Source organism: Pseudomonas sp. LBUM1668 (genome assembly GCF_059695715.1).
In genome coordinates, this window is sequence record NZ_CP166787.1 from 4,397,016 (window position 1) to 4,413,763 (window position 16,748).

General features: G+C 57.2%; 18 protein-coding genes and 1 tRNA gene. 8 read left to right on the top strand and 11 right to left on the bottom strand.

Annotation, left to right across the window (positions count from 1 at the left end; genetic code table 11):
- Position 1: 1 nt before the first annotated feature.
- The 3 genes from flgB to ACA061_RS19835 all read right to left on the bottom strand — a co-directional run bounded on the left by flgB (position 2) and on the right by ACA061_RS19835 (position 2,587).
- Positions 2 to 412, bottom strand: coding sequence for a flagellar basal body rod protein FlgB (gene flgB, locus ACA061_RS19825; protein ID WP_150616072.1), 411 nt, complete (start codon positions 410 to 412; stop codon positions 2 to 4).
- 368 nt (positions 413 to 780) lie between these two features.
- Complete coding sequence (cheR, locus tag ACA061_RS19830; protein ID WP_150604263.1) at positions 781 to 1,608, bottom strand: protein-glutamate O-methyltransferase CheR; 828 nt, start codon at positions 1,606 to 1,608, stop codon at positions 781 to 783.
- 46 nt (positions 1,609 to 1,654) lie between these two features.
- Positions 1,655 to 2,587 (bottom strand): chemotaxis protein CheV, encoded by a 933-nt coding sequence (locus ACA061_RS19835; RefSeq protein WP_150604264.1) that lies wholly within the window; start codon positions 2,585 to 2,587, stop codon positions 1,655 to 1,657.
- Between the two features lie 81 nt (positions 2,588 to 2,668).
- On the opposite strand from ACA061_RS19835, the gene flgA reads away from it, so the two are divergent.
- From flgA to ACA061_RS19855, 4 genes are all read left to right on the top strand, one after another.
- Positions 2,669 to 3,430: a flagellar basal body P-ring formation chaperone FlgA gene (gene flgA, locus ACA061_RS19840; RefSeq protein ID WP_210554072.1), complete on the top strand. Its 762-nt coding sequence runs from the start codon at positions 2,669 to 2,671 to the stop codon at positions 3,428 to 3,430.
- A 161-nt stretch (positions 3,431 to 3,591) separates the two neighbouring features.
- On the top strand, positions 3,592 to 3,918 hold the full coding sequence (gene flgM / locus ACA061_RS19845) for a flagellar biosynthesis anti-sigma factor FlgM (protein WP_042560523.1): 327 nt from the start codon (positions 3,592 to 3,594) through the stop codon (positions 3,916 to 3,918).
- Positions 3,919 to 3,966: 48 nt separating this feature from the next.
- Entirely contained in the window at positions 3,967 to 4,434 is a 468-nt protein-coding gene (locus tag ACA061_RS19850) for a flagella synthesis protein FlgN (protein WP_042560524.1), read from the top strand.
- Positions 4,435 to 4,517: 83 nt separating this feature from the next.
- Complete coding sequence (locus tag ACA061_RS19855; protein WP_210554073.1) at positions 4,518 to 5,264, top strand: flagellar brake protein; 747 nt, start codon at positions 4,518 to 4,520, stop codon at positions 5,262 to 5,264.
- A 266-nt stretch (positions 5,265 to 5,530) separates the two neighbouring features.
- On the opposite strand, the gene ACA061_RS19860 is transcribed toward ACA061_RS19855, so the two are convergent.
- From ACA061_RS19860 to ACA061_RS19875, 4 genes are all read right to left on the bottom strand, one after another.
- A complete protein-coding gene (locus ACA061_RS19860; RefSeq protein ID WP_210700343.1) occupies positions 5,531 to 6,913 on the bottom strand; it encodes an MFS transporter in 1,383 nt (460 codons plus the stop codon).
- 69 nt (positions 6,914 to 6,982) lie between these two features.
- Positions 6,983 to 8,224, bottom strand: coding sequence for a glutamine synthetase family protein (locus ACA061_RS19865; RefSeq protein ID WP_497301967.1), 1,242 nt, complete (start codon positions 8,222 to 8,224; stop codon positions 6,983 to 6,985).
- Between the two features lie 313 nt (positions 8,225 to 8,537).
- On the bottom strand, positions 8,538 to 9,230 hold the full coding sequence (locus ACA061_RS19870) for a sensor histidine kinase (protein WP_150604269.1): 693 nt from the start codon (positions 9,228 to 9,230) through the stop codon (positions 8,538 to 8,540).
- Entirely contained in the window at positions 9,227 to 10,831 is a 1,605-nt protein-coding gene (locus ACA061_RS19875; protein ID WP_150604270.1) for a tetratricopeptide repeat-containing response regulator, read from the bottom strand. Before ACA061_RS19875 ends, ACA061_RS19870 begins: the two co-directional genes overlap by 4 nt.
- A 209-nt stretch (positions 10,832 to 11,040) precedes the next feature.
- On the opposite strand from ACA061_RS19875, the gene ACA061_RS19880 reads away from it, so the two are divergent.
- Positions 11,041 to 12,417, top strand: a complete 1,377-nt coding sequence (locus ACA061_RS19880) for a lysozyme inhibitor LprI family protein (protein WP_210554076.1) — start codon at positions 11,041 to 11,043, stop codon at positions 12,415 to 12,417.
- A 66-nt stretch (positions 12,418 to 12,483) separates the two neighbouring features.
- On the opposite strand, the gene ACA061_RS19885 is transcribed toward ACA061_RS19880, so the two are convergent.
- Together ACA061_RS19885 and ACA061_RS19890 are read right to left on the bottom strand one after the other, a co-directional pair.
- Entirely contained in the window at positions 12,484 to 12,870 is a 387-nt protein-coding gene (locus ACA061_RS19885; RefSeq protein WP_411959655.1) for a c-type cytochrome, read from the bottom strand.
- Positions 12,871 to 13,010: 140 nt separating this feature from the next.
- Positions 13,011 to 13,087, bottom strand: a tRNA-Arg gene (locus ACA061_RS19890).
- Positions 13,088 to 13,382: 295 nt separating this feature from the next.
- Here ACA061_RS19890 and ACA061_RS19895 point away from each other — a divergent pair.
- A complete protein-coding gene (locus tag ACA061_RS19895) occupies positions 13,383 to 13,619 on the top strand; it encodes a hypothetical protein (protein ID WP_497299895.1) in 237 nt (78 codons plus the stop codon).
- A gap of 20 nt (positions 13,620 to 13,639) precedes the next feature.
- On the top strand, positions 13,640 to 13,819 hold the full coding sequence (locus ACA061_RS19900; protein ID WP_042560533.1) for a PA3371 family protein: 180 nt from the start codon (positions 13,640 to 13,642) through the stop codon (positions 13,817 to 13,819).
- Here the strand turns inward: ACA061_RS19900 and phnN are convergent.
- Positions 13,794 to 14,363 (bottom strand): phosphonate metabolism protein/1,5-bisphosphokinase (PRPP-forming) PhnN, encoded by a 570-nt coding sequence (gene phnN / locus ACA061_RS19905; protein ID WP_497301969.1) that lies wholly within the window; start codon positions 14,361 to 14,363, stop codon positions 13,794 to 13,796. The two genes, ACA061_RS19900 and phnN, sit on opposite strands and share 26 nt — an antisense overlap.
- A gap of 388 nt (positions 14,364 to 14,751) precedes the next feature.
- Here phnN and ACA061_RS19910 point away from each other — a divergent pair, with 388 nt between their 5' ends.
- A complete protein-coding gene (locus ACA061_RS19910; RefSeq protein ID WP_003178899.1) occupies positions 14,752 to 15,078 on the top strand; it encodes an Arc family DNA-binding protein in 327 nt (108 codons plus the stop codon).
- Positions 15,079 to 15,199: 121 nt separating this feature from the next.
- On the opposite strand, the gene mgtE is transcribed toward ACA061_RS19910, so the two are convergent.
- Positions 15,200 to 16,642 (bottom strand): magnesium transporter, encoded by a 1,443-nt coding sequence (gene mgtE, locus ACA061_RS19915; RefSeq protein WP_150592956.1) that lies wholly within the window; start codon positions 16,640 to 16,642, stop codon positions 15,200 to 15,202.
- Positions 16,643 to 16,748 lie beyond the last annotated feature (106 nt).

A 16,748-nucleotide genomic window follows, 5' to 3' on the forward strand; every position in this document is an offset into this window, starting at 1 on the left:
ATTACTCTCCGCGCAGGGCTGAAACCAGCCCTTTGAATTTGCTGTTGAGCAGGGTGAAGCTGGCCTGGAAGCCCACGGCGTTTTCCGCGTAGTTGGACTGCTCAATCTGGGCGTCAACAGTGTTCTGGTCGATCGACGGTTGCATCGGCGTGCGATACAGCAACGATTCGTCACCATTGCCCAAACCTTCAGCTTCGATGTGACGGCTGTTGGTCATGTTCAGGGCGAAGTGGCCACCGCTTTTGGTTTTCTCGGTCTGTGCTTCCAGCACTTTGGAGAAGTCCAGATCCCGAGCCTTGTAGTTCGGGGTATCGGCGTTGGTGATGTTATTGGCCAGCACTTCAGCGCGCTGGGCGCGGAAGCCCAGAGCCTTTTCGTGAATGCCGAGCGCTTTATCGAAGCTGATGCTCATGTCGGGAACCTTCAGGTGACCGGTTTTTCGTAACTGAGCTTTAGCAAGTGGCGTGCCAATGCAAGAAACACCCGTAAACCGGGGCCTTGTGGGCTATCGGCAATGCGGCAATGCCAGAAAAGCGGCAACCGCTTTCCGCCAGATGCCGCTTTTCTGCCGCTTGCCCCTGCCTTTACCGAATACCCCGGAACTGGTCTCAATCTGTAGGAGCTGCCGAAGGCTGCGATCTTTTGACTTTGTTTTTTAGAAACAAGATCAAAAGATCGCAGCCTTCGGCAGCTCCTACAGGGAATTGGCGCCTGGGAGATTATTCGGCACAAAAAAACGGGAGCCCCTGAGGACTCCCGTTCTTGTGACGCCGATGTCAGTTACTTCGCCTGGTAAATGATCCCCGGGCTGCACTGAACCATCTGGTAATGGTCCGGCAAACCGTTCAGCGCTTCGGAAGCACCGAGGAACAGATAACCGCCCGGCTTCAACGTGCTGTGGATGCGCAACAGAATGTCTTTCTTCACTTCAGCCGAGAAGTAGATCAACACGTTGCGGCAGAACACGATGTCGAACTTGCCCAGCGCTGCATAGCTGTCGAGCAAGTTGAACGAGCGGAATTCCACCCGGTTCTTGATCGGCGCCTTGACGGCCCAGCGACCCGGCCCTTTCGGGTCGAAGTAACGTTGCAAGCGATCAGGCGACAAGCCACGACCGATTGCCAGGCTGTCGTACTCGCCGGTCTTGCAGTTGTTCAACATGAGACCAGACAGATCCGTGGCAACGATCTGCACGCCCATCTTCAACTGGCCGAGATTGCTGCGCTCGAACTCGTCGATCGACATCGACAGCGAGTACGGTTCCTGACCCGAGGAACACGCCGCCGACCAGATCCGCAGACGCTGGTTGGGAGCGGCCTTGATGGCTTCGGGCAGCACCTTGTTCTTCAAGACTTCAAACGGATAGGTGTCACGAAACCACAGGGTTTCGTTGGTCGTCATGGCATCGACCACCTGCTCGCGCAAACCGCTGCGCGGCTGGGTCTGGATGCGCTGAACCAGCTCACCCAGGGACTTGATGCCTTGCACTTCCATCAGTTTGTTGAGACGGCTCGAGACCAGGTATTGCTTGTTTTCACCGAGCAAAATGCCACAGGCTTTTTCCAGGAACACCCGGAACTGTTCGAAATCCAAATTACCCGTAGACAATGATGCCGCCTCTTAAATCGTGTTGACCGCCAGGGGCAGAAGGCCCCTAGCTGATATCTGCTGCTTTGATCCGGTCGACTACCCGGGATGCCAGGTCATCAGGACGGAATTTGGCCAGAAAGTCATCGGCACCGACTTTCTTGACCATCGCCTGATTGAACACTCCCGACAACGAAGTATGCAGGATGATATGAAGCTTTTGCATGCGTGGGTCGCTGCGGATTTCCGCCGTCAGGGTGTACCCGTCCATCTCCGGCATCTCGATGTCGGAGATCATCATCAGGAACTCTTCTTCCGGCTTCTTGCCCTCGTCGACCAGCTTGCGCAGGTAATCCAGCGCCTGCTTGCCGTCGTTCAACGCCACGACTTCCACGCCAACCGTCTGCAGACACCGCGAGACCTGCTTGCGTGCCACCGACGAGTCATCGACTGTCAGCACCCGCAGCGACAACGCTTTGGTCTGGGTCTCGACATCGACCACGCCGACCGAAATCGCTTCCGGCGTCGGTGCGACTTCCGCCAGCACTTTCTCGACGTCGATGATTTCGACTAACTGATTGTCCACCCGAGTCACAGCGGTCAGATAATGATCGCGACCCGTGCCCTTGGGCGGCGGATGAATCTCTTCCCAGTTCATGTTGACGATGCGCTCCACCGAGCGGACCAGGAAACCCTGGGTCTTGGTGTTGTACTCCGTGATGATCACGAACGGGTTGTTCTTGTCTTTCAACGCACCTGAGCCGGTCGCCATTGCCAGATCAAGGATCGGAATGGTCGCCCCCCGAATACTTGCCACCCCGCACACGACAGGACTGGACTTGGGCATCAACGTCAGCGACGGGCATTGCAGCACTTCCCGAACCTTGAACACGTTGATCCCGTAGAGTTGCTGACCGTCAAGACGGAACAACAACAGCTCCAGGCGATTCTGCCCTACCAGTTGCGTGCGCTGGTTCACCGAATCCATTACACCAGCCATGCCAGACTCCTAAACCAACGCCAAGTGTTGTTGCGACGCACATTCATTGCTAAACGGCACGGCGCTTGCTTTTTAACTCGTATGAACGCTCAAACGACATTTTTCCGACGCCTGACATCTTCCCTCCGCAGAGGGCTTTGCGCGGTGTCCGCCATTTATTGCTGTTTCGCTGGCAGCCCTGCCATTGCTGATGCGGTTACCCTGCCTGACATGCTTATCGGCGTCACACAGGGCTTTCTTGAGTTCACCGTAGAAGACTATCTGGCAACCAGTCAAACGGAAGGCCGCTACGAAATCGAAGTGAACCAGCTCGACCCCCGCATGCGCATGCCCATGTGCGACAAGGAATTGACAGCCTCACTGGAGAGTCCGGCACGTCCTTTGGGCCGGGTAACGGTCAAGGTTCGCTGTGAGGGCGCCTCCCCCTGGACCGTGTTCGTACCCGCTCAAGTCCGCCTGTTTCGCGAGATTGTGACCACTACCCGCCCCCTCAAGCGCGCCGGGATTATCGAGCCTCAGGATGTGGTTTTGCGCGAGCGCGATGTCAGCACAATCAACCAGGGTTTTTTGACGTCGGTAGACGACGCGATCGGGCAGAAATTAACCCGACCAACGGTAGCCGATCAGGTCATTACCCTGGTGCATCTGGAACAGGCGGAAGTTGTGCGCAAAGGCGATCAAGTGGTCATCACCGCCCGCAGCGGGACGATGGCCGTGCGCATGCCCGGCGAAGCCTTGGCCAACGGCGGCCTGAGGGAACAGATCCGGGTGAAAAACCTCAACTCGCAACGGGTCATCAAGGCGCAAGTCGTCGCGCCGGGCCAAGTGGAAGTCGCCATGTAGAAGCCCTCGTGAGAAAACTGGCGCGGACCCCGTCGCTTCCCTAAACTGTGCCGCAGCAGGACACGCGCCGGCGCATGCAGACTCATTCGCAAATGGGCCTAAAGTTTTCCAGGGGATAGCCGAAAACATGGCAAGCGTCCAAATTCCCAGAGGTTTTTATCATGGTCATCGATTTCAGCCGTTTGAACAGCTCCTCGTCACTTACGGGCAGTACGCGTACCAGCAACGCCAAGGAAACCGCCGAAAACGGCACCTCAGCGCCGCTGAATACCCCGGCCGAATCGGCCAGTACCGCTAAAAGCGGGGAATCGGTACACCTCAGCAATGAGGCTCAACAGTTGCAGAAGGTCACTGACAAGCTGCGCGATCAACCTGCTGTCGACAAAGCCCGTGTGGCCGAGTTGAAAGCCGCGATTGCCGATGGCAGCTATAAAGTCGACAGCAACCGTGTAGCCAGCAAACTGCTCAACTTCGAAGCCCAGCGCTAGGCCTTCGCCTGCGCCAGGCTTTTGGACGCTTAAAACCCAAGGCCAGCCATGCACGACACTAATTTACTGCAACTGATCAACGACGACTTTGCTCCAGCTCAACAATTGCTGGAGTTACTGCAAACCGAGGCCCTCGCCTTGCACGGTCGCGACATGCCCTTGCTGGAAGAAATTCTGGCGCGCAAACAGGCATTGATCATTCTGCTTGAACAGCATGGCCGCAAGCGCAGCGAAATCCTCGCCAGCCTGAACCTGCCGACTGACCGCACAGGCCTCGAGCAACTGGCCAGCCAGTCGAGCATTGGCGAGCAGTTGATGACGCAGGGCGATGCCCTCACTGACCTCATCAGCCAGTGCCAGGCAGCCAACGCCAAGAACGGCCAGTCGATCCAGATCCAGCAGGCCGCGACATCCAATCAGTTGAAAATTCTCACCGGGGGCGAACCGCCAGCGCTTTATGACGCCAGCGGCACTTTCGCCAGACCCGTCAAGCCGCGCACCTTCAGCCAGGCGTGAGCCATTCGCACTATCAACACGCGGAACATGCTGGCAAAATGCTGGCCATTCATCGTCAAATTTTGTCTGGAGATTGAGAGAACGTGCCAAACGCCCTAAGCGCGGATGATGCTCCGCAGCCACCTAAGGTGCTCACCACGCCCCTGGAAATCTCCAGCAACCTGCGTCAACTGCAAGACAGTCACGACCCGCTGATCATCACGTTCCATGAGCGCAGCCAGCGCTTCCAGAGCTACCTGATCAAAGTAGACCGCGACAGCGCCTCGATCGCTCTGGACGAAATGATCCCGCGTGACGGCGAACGCTTTCTGCTGGCCGGTGAACCGTTCAGGGTTGAAGGCTTCCATGATGGCGTACGCATTGCTTGGGAATGCAACGGTACGCTGAACATCGAAGAATCCGACGGCGACCGCTTTTACACCGGCGAGCTGCCGACCGAAGTGGTTTATCACCAGCGCCGCAACGCGTTTCGCGCAGCACTGAAACTGACCGACCTGGTCAGCGTTGAACTGGGTGGCGAAAAGCTCAAGGCGCCGATCCAGGGCAAACTGCTGGATATTTCCGCCACCGGTTGCAAACTGCGCTTTGAAGGCGACATCACTGACCGGCTGCAACTGGGCCAGGTCTACGACCGCATGATCGCCCCGCCACTGTTCGGCAATCAGCCGATTTCCGTCGAACTGCGCTATCTGCACTTCGAAGAAAAACTCAACATCACCTTCGCCGGCCTGCGTTTCCACAACATCAGTGGCCCGGCCGCGCGCAACGTCGAGCGTTTCGTCTATCAGTTGCAACGTGAAGCACGGCGTTTCGACAAAGACGATATGTGAGTCGTACGCGCCAATAAAAAGGGCAGTCACCTCGCGGTGACTGCCCTTTTTTATGTCTGCCAAAGGATTGAAGCGCTAGGAAATCCCTGTGGCGAGGGGATTTATCCCCGATGGGGCGCGAAGCACCCCCAAGAACCATTCAATGCGGTGTATCAGTGAGATCAGGTCAAAAGGATTTGGGCCGCTGCGCAGCCCATCGGGGATAAATCCCCTCGCCACAAAAGCCTGCGCAACTCCGAAATCCTCAGTTGCTTGCTCTGCCTTATTCAAGGCCTGGCACCGCTGATATCCGGTGTTGGTTTTTCGCCGTCGTCATCGGGGCTTGCTTCTGGCTCAGATGGAGATTCAGGCTCTGTTTCAGGCTCCGGCTCTGGTTCCGGCGACACCGGATTCTGCATCTGCTCCTGCACCACCTGCTCATCCACTCGCGGATCAAGCGCAGCGACCAGCGGCGAACTCGACATGCTGTCCGGCATCGCCACGTGATGCAGCGGCGCGTCGTCGACCTGATGCAGATTGGTCACCGCTTTCGGGCGGATTCGCCACACCAGCACCAGCGCAAAGAAGCTGAAGAACGCATACAGGCTCTGACTGCCGAGAAACTTCATCAGTACGCCCGCCAGCAATGGCCCAATACTCGCACCCACCCCGTAAGTGACCAGCAGCATCGCCGTCAGCGACACGCGCCGATCACCTTCGACGTGGTCGTTGGAAAACGCCACCGCCAACGGATACAGACAGAACTGCACCAGCGAGCAAAAGAAGCCGACCACGAACAGCACCTCCAACGGCACCTGCGGCATGATCGCCAATGGCAACGCCGCCACCGCAAGGAAACCGGCGAAGCAACGGATCAGCAGCGCGCGGTCATAACGATCAGACAGCCAGCCCAACGGCCACTGCACCAGCAGCCCGGCAAAGATGCAGCTACCCATGAACAGACCGACCTGCTCGGTCGACAGCCCCTGCTGCGACGCATACAAAGGTGCCAGACCGTAGAACGCGCCGATGATCAATCCCGCACCGAGCACCGTGCTCAACGACTGCGGCACGCGCTTGATAAAGAAGCGCGGCTCCATCGGTGCCGGATGCAGTGGCGCCGGGTGAATCCGCCGGGTCAGCGTCACTGGCACCAGGCACAGGGCAAAGCACAGCGCGACCAGCATCAGCAGTTCCAGACCCAGACCCGGGTGCATGACCAGAATCAGCTGACCGAGCACCAGCCCCAGGTACGAGGCAATCATGTAGCCGCTGAACACCAACCCACGTTGATTGGCATCAGCCTGCTCATTGAGCCAGCTCTCGATCACCATGTATTGGCACATCATGCCCAGACCGACGATGGTCCGCAGCACCAGCCACGCCGGCAACCAATCGACCATGCCGTGGCCAAGTACCGCCGCACCGACGATCCCGGCACACGCGGAATACGCCCGGATATGACCGACCCGGGCGATCAACCGATGGCCGATCTTGCCGCCCAGCACCAGGCCGAAATAGTTGGCCGCCATCAGCGCACCGACCCACAGTCCGTCGACATTCTCGGCGGCCAGACGCAATGCCAGATAAGTAGACAAAAGGCCCGAGCCGATCAACATCATCAGCGAGGCGAAATACAGCGCTCGAAAGGATTTCCAGATTTGGCGCATCGGCGTTCCGAGCGGCTCCTTGCAGTAAAGATCGGGCTACCAGAACGATAGCCCGGTGACGATGGTACGTCAGGCCTGGGCTGCTAGAACACGCCGTTCCCAGGGAGTTATTTCATCAAAGAAGCTGGTCAATTCCATGGTCTTCGAAGCGATGTAGCCTTCGATGAACTCCTGTCCAAACAGTTCCCTCGCCAATTGACTACGCTTCAGACGCTCAAGCGCGGCGTGCAAGGTACACGGCAGCGAAAGATTGTCCGGCACCGCGAACTCGCCCTGAATCGCTTCGCTCGGCTCAAGCTCATGCTCGATGCCATGCAAACCGGCGGCCAGACTGGCGGCGATCGCCAGATAGGGGTTGGCATCGGCGCCCGGCAAACGGTTTTCCACCCGACGTGCGACCGGCGCACTGGCCGGAATCCGTAACCCGGCCGCACGGTTATCGTGCGACCAGCAGGCGTTGTTCGGCGACGCGTACGGATGGCACAGGCGCTGGTACGAGTTCACATTGGGTGCAAACAGTGCAGTGAAATCGGCCATGCCGGCCTGCTGCCCGCCGATGAAGTGGCGGAACATCGCGGTCGGCTCACCGTGCTCGTCACTGAAGACGTTTTTGCCGGTGGCGATGTCGACGATGCTCTGGTGAATATGCATCGAGCTGCCCGGCGTGTGCGCCAGTGGCTTAGCCATGCACACCACGGTCAAGCCATGCTTGAGCGCGACTTCTTTAAGCAGATGCTTGAACAGGAACGTCTGGTCGGCCAGCAGCAGCGGATCGCCATGCAGCAGGTTGATCTCGAACTGGCTGACGCCCATTTCATGCATGAAGGTATCGCGCGGCAAACCGAGGGCCGCCATGCATTTATACACTTCGCTGAAGAACGGCCGCAGACCGTTATTGGAACTGACGCTGAACGCCGACAAACCATCCTCGCGGCGACCATCGAGGCCGACTGGCGGACGAAACGATTGGGTTGGATCGGTGTTCGGCGCGAACACGAAGAACTCCAGTTCGGTCGCCACCACCGGTGCCAGGCCGCGCGCCGCGTAACGGGCGATGACTGCCTTGAGCTGTCCGCGGGTCGACAGACTGGAGCTTTCGCCGGTCAGCTCATCGGCATCGCAAATCGCCAGGGCCCGCGGTTCGTCGCTCCACGGCAAGCGATGAATCTGGTCTGGCTCGGCAATCAGCGCCAGGTCGCCGTCATCACTGCCGTAAAACCGCGCCGGCGGATACCCCCCCATGATGCATTGCAGCAGCACACCCCGCGCCAACTGCAAGCGCCGCCCTTCGAGGAAACCCTCGGCAGTCATTACCTTGCCCCGTGGTACGCCGTTCAAATCCGGCGTGACACATTCAATCTCATCAATGCCCGTCAGTCGCTGTGCGAGTGAACGCTGGCCATCGGTTGTCATGACGCAATCCTTGTTATTGTGCGAGCCGCGAACGGCGACCCGTACAAAATAGGCTCCGGCTGTTCGCAATATCAAGCAGCGTCAAACAAAATCCCATGCCCCATGTAGGAGCTGCCGCAGGCTGCGATCTTTTGATGTTGCTTTTTCAATATCAAAAGATCGTCCGATCGCGCCCCGAGCCTCCGGCAGCTCACATGACGCAGAGCGGGTGTCAGGGGAGATAGAGACTGAACACTCCGCCACCCAATGGCCCGCCATTGCCGATTTCGGTGCGCCCTTCAACGCCATTGCGCTGATGCAACGCCGCAATTCGATTGGCGAAATACAGGCCTAGCCCGGTGCTGCCGCTGCTGTGATTGATGCCCTGCACGTAGTCGGCCTGACGTTCGAGCATCTGGGCCGGATAACCGTCGCCGTCATCGTTGATGCTTATCACCAATTGTCCGGCCTCGTCGCTTACGCTGATCAGCAACGACTCGCGGGCGTAACGGATGGCGTTATTGATGCAGTTGCCCAACACCGAAGCGACCAATTCGCGATCGAAGAAACCCAGCGGAATCAGCGGATCAACTTCATAGGTCGCGATGATCCCGCGACTGGCGAACACTTCTTGATGCGCCGCCAGTTGCGCCTCGATGAAATCATCGAGTTCGTGGTACGCAGGCTGTAACGGCATCTGGTTGACGCCGAGCTTATACAGCCCGAGCAGTTGCACCAGCATGCCGTTGAGGTGGGCGAACTCGAAGTCGATCACGCCCTGCTCCGAGCCTTCGCGCTGAGCCTGCGGCAGACGCGCCAGCCATTGGCTGTGGGCCTGCATGAGCATGGCCAGCGAGTTCTTCATGTCGTGGACGGTGGAGGCGATCACCGTGGAAAAATCCAGAGCCTGCTCGTCTTGGTTCATTCGCCAAACGCCTTGCTTTTCAGCTTCTGATAACGCGCATGACGCGCGTCGGTGTCGGGCATCAGGCCGACCATTTTCAGGCAGGCCCGACATTCTTCCAGCTCCGCCGACGGCACACTGGTGTCGGTGCCGTGCAGCAGCGACTGGGCCATGTTCAGCGCAATACTGATGTTCTTCGGTTGCATCTTCAGCGCCTTGCGGAACACCTCGCGGGCCTCCACCAGATTGCCGGTCTTGTACACGCGCACGCCCTGACGATTGAGGTCGGCGGCGGCGTTGCTGGAACTGAGGATAGTCGGGTCATCGGTGAGCTTGGCAATGTCTTTCATCACCGCCGGATCGTCGCCGTAGATCTCCGCACAGCTCTTGAGCATCGAGTTGCCCGCCTCGGCCTGACCGAGCATCTGCAACTGCTTGGCGACCAGCAGCGCTGCCTCCGGACTCATGAACTGCTCCATGCCGTCGAGGCGCATCATTGCCTGCTCGGTAAGCTTGTCAGCGGTTTCGGCATCGTTGAGCAGCAGGCTGGTGGCCTTCATCAGACGCGCCCGAATCTGCAGGCCCGGATCGCTCGGGTTCTCTTTGGCCACAGCGCTGAGCGTGGTGTTGATCTCGAGCCGCGTGCGGGTGTCGAGACCGCGCTCGCTGCCCTTGCTGATCAAGGCGTGGGCCAGGCCGAGGTTGCTTTCTGCATCCTTGAATCGCGACTGCGCGCCCTGCGCCACGGCCTGACGATAAGCGCGCGAGGCGGTGTCGAAATCTTCGTTGGCCATCGCCAGTTTGCCCAGCAACGCCTGTCGACGCACCGCCAGTGGCGACAACCGGATCGCCTCTTCCAGCACCCGCTGCGCGCCTTTGGTATCGCCCTCGGCAACCAGCACATCGGCCATGCCGTCATACAGCGACGGCATCAACGGGAATACTTTCAGGGCTTTCTCGTACACGCCTTTGGCTTGTGCAACCTGGCCACGCTTGAACAACAACTTGCCCAACCCGGCAAAAGCCCAAGGCAACGGTCGATCAGCAATGATGCTGTCGTACAGACGCTCCAGCGCTTCGTTCTGATTCAGGTCGCGCAGCGCATCGGCGCGGTAACGCAGGCACAGCGGCGAATAGCGGATGTCCTGCTTGCACAGGGCGATGCAGGCATTGAGCACCTCGACCGGTTTGCCACGATCGAGGGCTTGCAGAATCGGCTTGAGCAACGTCTTGCGCTGCTCCAGACGCTCAAGGCGCTGAGCCAGGCCCGAGCGGTTGAACGGTTTGGTCAGGTAGGCATCCGGCTCATGCTCAAGAGCACTGAGCACCATCGCCTGACTGGTCTCGGCGGTCACCATGACGAACACTGCTTCATGGCTGATGAGCTTTTCCACCATCAAGTCTTCGAGGACTTGCTGGCCGTTCTTTTTACCGTCGCCGAGGTGGAAATCCTGCAGGATGAAATCGTAGGACTTCTGCGCACACATCTTCAGCGCCTGCTCGCCGGTGTCCGCCGTATCCACGTCCTTGACGCCCAGTTCGCGCAACATTGAGCGCACGGAACTGCGAAAATCCGAGAAATCATCGACGATCAGAAAACGCTTTTGGTGATACGACAGCATCGAGGATTTCCAGGCAATTGAAGTGAGGGCAATTTCGGGCGCGGAGATGATAGCCGGCGGCAAAATGCTATCAAGCGATTTCACGCGACTTTGAAGTCACCGTTTGTGTTATCGGCCAGAAGTGGCGTTCCCTGAAGCTCGCGCTTCAAGATTCCTCGCACTGCGATTACTCTGCGCGCCTGCACAACTCTCACTACAAGGCTTACTTCGTGTACATCAAAGGACGCTACATCGTGTCCGCCTGTGCGCTGCTGTTTCTCCAGCAGGCAATGGCGAACGCAATGGACTGCAGCAAGGCGGCGACTGCCGTTGAAACCACTATCTGCGCGAATAAAGGTTTGTATGAACTGGATGCGCAGATGGGGACGGTTTATCGGGGTTTGATGAAGGCTTCTGTCGAGGCACAACCCGAGCTCAAACGTACTCAGCGGCTTTGGTTGAAAGCGCGCAACGATTGCGCTGAAGATGTCGCCTGCCTGGATCAACGCTACCGCGAGCAACTGAAGGTTTTGCATGCGCAGTGGACAGAAGTTGTCGCCCATCAGCCGAGTGGCGTCGATAAACAGGTATTGGATGATCTGCAAAACAGTATTCGGGCAATCAGTAAAAATGATCCGGAGTTTGCCCTGGAACGGGCACTCGCTTCACTGTCGTTAAAAAGCCCTGAAACCACATTTTCTGCAGAGCCGGACGCCGATCAGTATTCTGATAAAACCCACTTCCCGAAAGCCATCCCCAAAGGCGTTTCCCGAGATGAGTGGAAGGCTTTGAGCGCCACTGATTTCGAGGCTGACACCGCACAGGGCCCGACATCATTCACGCTGCTGGATCTGGACAGTGATGGGCAACGTGACCTGATTGTTCAGACCTACAGCGGCGGCACCGGCCTGTTCACTTTCGTTGGAACCTATCGCCGCGACGGCGACCAGTTCACCCGCAGGACGCAGGCGTCGGAGGGAGAATCCATTGGCGGCGCCCTCTACTCCACCAATGATCGCGGCGCCAACCAGTCCGTGAACTGGATCAGCATTCGCGGCAAGGTTTACGCCGCCTATCGCGACGGTGGGTACGGCATTGATAATGTCTACCTGCTCAGTCCGTTGCAGGTAAACCGCGAAGTGCCCACGCTGACGGTTCGCTACCGCTATCGACTCAGCATCCCCCGCACTCAGCCTGATGATGATCACAAAAAAACTTACAAACTGAAGCCGGACCTGCACCGGGCACTTGCCCAAGGCCTGGCCACCGTCGAGGAAGACACGCCCGACACAGGTCAAGAAAGAAAGCCCCTCTGCCCCATTCCTGCGTCCGCCACAGACGTCGAGGAATATTACGGCTACGGAGCAGGCTATTACGCCATCGAGCCAGTCGCCGACTTCCCGGTGATCACCGGTGGTGAGTGTTTTATTGCGAGAATGAATAACTGGTTCGGCACCTACAGCGCTAAGGATGGCTTGTACGCGCAAGTAACCGTGCGCAAACCGGGCGAGGCAGAACAAGAGCTCGACTATAAGGTCAACGGCCGTCGGCGCATTACCGAGATAAGCACTTCAATCGGCAAACCCGGAGGTGGCGCTGAGCAATAGTCCCGATGCCTGCACATGAAAAAGCCACGACAACTGACGCTGTGCGGGGCTTTGCTTCATCTGAAATCACCGACTTTTTGAAATCACACCACTCATGTACTGATTCAAATCGCGAAAATCCTTAACCGTCCAAGCGTGCGGCGCCAGCGTTACACCATTCTCTTGCAAGGTCCGCGGGATCAAATCCCCGTTTGGGCGAAGAATTATTGATGACACGATAACGCCCGGATAGGCCTTCAGTCGCTGTTTGAAAGCGGATGTTGTCAGATCAGGCGTAGGTGGATTGCTTTTATCAGCCAGTGGCCCTGTTGCTTTGAGATCTGTCCCGTGGCACATGGCGCACCGCTGTGAATAGAGGTTCTTCCCACTGACATTATCTGCAAAGGATCGCGACGCTTGGATCAGCGATAAAAATCCAAGCGAAACGATGAACAGTATTTTCAGGCCATCCATTGGCAACATCCTTAAACCGTGAATACGAAAAAGCCCCTTCCAGATCATTCTGAAAGGGGCTTTATTTTATCCTGCTGCTGCCGCGCTGCTATCGCAGGGAACGCGGCTGGCAGAAAAGTGGCCAGAAGGCCTGAAATATATGGTGTCCCAGGGCAGGTTCGAACTGCCAACCTTCCCCTTAGGAGGGGGATGCTCTATCCAATTGAGCTACTGAGACACTGAGTTGTCGGCAGCAGACGCTGCGCGACGGACGGCGTGCATGTTAACGGCAGGGCCCCGATTTGTCATGTCGTCCGTAGGGCTTTTTAAGTGTAGGCAAGCGCCTCGCAACGCTGCGGGAGGCTTTACCGTGCATTTTGCACTATCCCAAAACGCCAGCATTGCAGATTGCAACCCGCAACGATTGAAAAACCCTCTCAAATCCTTGTTTTTAAAGGACTTAACAGCGGTTAGACTGTTGGCACGACGGCTGCTTTGTCTGTTCTATAGAAGAACAACCGGAGCACCGCCCCATGAACAGCACTCTCTTGCTTGCAAACGCAATTGCATTCGCGGTTTTAATGGGTTTTCACTTTTTGCCCGAGCGAGCTGCGCCGGAGTCGGTGGCTCAACGCATGCCGCATTATTTGCAGGTGCAAAGAGCCCCGCAGTTGGCGGTTTTAAGCGATCAGCGAAGTTTTGTCCCACAGGCGGTCAGCGAGCCTGAGCAGGCATTGTCATCTCACGCTACCGAACGTCTGGTTTTTTGAAATATCTTCAGGAGTACAGCATGTCCAAATCAGCTGCAGGATTTCTGATCCTCGCCTTAGTCAGTGGCGTATTGCATTTTTCGCTGTTCGAGGAAACCGAAATCACCCTGCCTCTGGTTGGCTGTGGCGTGTTTGCGGTGTTGTTCGTATTGGCACTGGTGGCCGGGCGCAAATTCAAGTTTGATCCGGTTCTGCGTTGAGTTGGATCAAGTCCAGTAGATGGCTGACCGCGTCAGCCAGGTCACCCGAGTTGTCTATCAGGTAAACAACGTCGTCAGTTGATCGCCTGTCCTTGAACAGAGCGTTGCGAGCCAGCCTCGCATCAATTTGCTCAGACGTCTCACGGCCACGTCTAAGCAGGCGCTCATGCAACACCTCATCCTTGACTGTCAGCAAAATCGGCAACAGCGTCGGATAGCACTCCAGGGCTTTTCGCAGGTTGGCGCGAGAGCCGTTTACCAGCACGTGCCGCCCATCCTTGAGCCATTGATCCATTTGCGCAGGAATGCCATAGGCAAGTCCATTGGCCTGCCACGCCAGGGAAAAATCTCCTGCGCGCTGACGTCTTTCGAACTCTTGCGGTGTCACGCCGATCGCATCCTCGCCTACCGATTCGGCCGATCGCGTAATCACTCGGCGTATCACTTCGCAGCCGAGCATGCGCAATGGCTCACGTGCAGCCTCAATCAGGCTGTCTTTGCCGGAACCTGACGGCCCCATCAGATAAATAAGCCTGCCATCCATCTCGAAAACGCCCTCCGGCATGCTTCAGCGCTAGTAAATCGGCAAAATGCCACTATCCTGTATAGATAAGGGACAAGGATCGAAAGCCACATAGCATGCACCTTCTGACGTCTTTGGACATCAACGGTTGTGCGTCAGGAGGCGAACAGCGATGCAACTCAGGACAAAGTTTTCAAACCAGTCCGCATTTCTGATAATTGGTGCTGGCATTAAGCCTTTATCCGGATCAATATTTGTCACAGAATTGACGCCAATGATCTGGCAATTTTGAGGCATGATGCGGGCCTCTTAACAATTCAGGTTGAACCATTTGGCGCAAATGCGTGTCCTACCACACATCCTGCGGCCAATCCCGAGAACCGCTCCCCTGAACTAACCGGTTAAATATATGCGCCCATTGAAACAGGCAATTTATTCCAGCCGTACGGCTGACAAGTTTGTCGTACGTCTGCCAGACGGAATGCGTGAACGCATTGCCGAGGTGGCTCGCAATCATCATCGCAGCATGAACTCTGAAATCATTGCGCGCCTTGAGCAGAGTCTTATTCAGGAAGGTGCATTGGGCGAAGAGCTGAGCATGCGCCTGGACAGCCCTGAGCTGTCGTTGCACGAACGCGAACTGCTGCAACGCTTCCGCCAGCTGTCTCACCGTCAACAGAACGCATTGGTGTCCTTGATTGCACACGACGCCGAAATGGCCGCAGACGCGTCCTGAGTCATATCGAACATATCAAGCCAGCATGATTGCTGGCTTTTTTTTGCCTGGGATTTGGCTTGGCCGTTTTCACAGATATAAAAAAGCCCGCCAATTTGGCGGGCTGTTTCATTGCAGCAGATCAGAGCAGGAAGATTGTTGCCAACCCCAGGAAAATGAAGAAGCCACCACTGTCCGTCACTGCGGTGATCATCACGCTCGCACCCATTGCAGGGTCGCGGCCCATCTTCGCCAAAGTCATGGGAATGAAGACACCCATGAGTGCAGCGAGCAACAGATTGAGCGTCATTGCCGCCGTCATCACCACGCCCAGCGACCAACTGCCATAAAGCAGGTAAGCGACTACGCCAATCACCCCGCCCCAGACCAGACCGTTGATCAGCCCGACTGCCAATTCTTTACGCATCAACCGTGAAGTGTTGCCGGTGCTCACCTGATCCAGCGCCATGGCCCGCACAATCATGGTGATCGTCTGATTACCGGAGTTACCGCCGATACCCGCCACAATCGGCATCAGCGCTGCGAGCGCTACCAATTTCTCGATCGAGCCTTCGAACAAGCCAATCACTCGAGAGGCGACGAACGCGGTAATCAAATTGATCGCCAGCCAAGCCCAACGGTTGCGCAGTGATTTCCACACGGAGGCGAAGATGTCTTCCTCTTCACGCAGACCGGCCATGTTGAGAACTTCGCTTTCGCTCTCTTCACGAATCAGGTCGACCATTTCGTCGATGGTCAGACGACCGATCAGCTTGCCGGTCTTGTCGACCACAGGGGCAGAGATCAAGTCGTAACGCTCGAACGCTTGTGCGGCGTCGTAGGCGTCTTCGTCCGGGTGGAAACTCACCGGATCGCTGGCCATCACCTCGGCAACCTGCTTTTCCGGATCATTGACCAGCAAACGCTTGATCGGCAGCACGCCTTTGAGCACGCCGTCGTAATCGACCACGAACAGCTTGTCGGTATGACCCGGCAACTCTTTGAGACGACGCAGGTACCGCAGAACCACTTCAAGGCTGACATCCTCACGGATAGTCACCATCTCGAAGTCCATCAGCGCACCGACCTGGTCCTCGTCATAAGACAGGGCCGAACGTACACGCTCGCGCTGCTGGTTATCGAGGCTCTCCATGAGCCCATGGACGACGTCTCGCGGCAGCTCGGAGGCCAGGTCAGCAAGTTCGTCGGCGTCCATGTCCTTGGCAGCAGCCAGGAGCTCGTGATCGTCCATGTCGGCGATCAGCGTTTCACGGACGGAATCGGATACTTCGAGAAGAATGTCGCCGTCGCGATCGGCCTTGACCAGTTGCCAAAGCGTCAGACGATCGTCCAGCGGCAAGGCTTCAAGTATGTAGGCGACGTCGGCGGAGTGCAGGTCATCGAGCTTGCGTTGCAGCTCGACCAGATTTTGCCGGTGAACCAGGTTTTCCACCCGGTCGTGATGCGCGCCTTCCTGGCGGTGAGTCAGGTCTTCAACGACCCGTTGGCGCTGCAGCAACTCGACGACCTGAGCCAGGCGGTCCTGCAGGCTTTCCTGTGTTTTCTTTACTTCGATTTCAGACATAGGCGAACTCCACTCCCAGCAGCGGGGCACGCCGGAAGGATCAATCAGTCAATTCATGATTGGAAAAACGGGGTACTGAGTAGCTACTGGGTAAGTCCATGGAGGT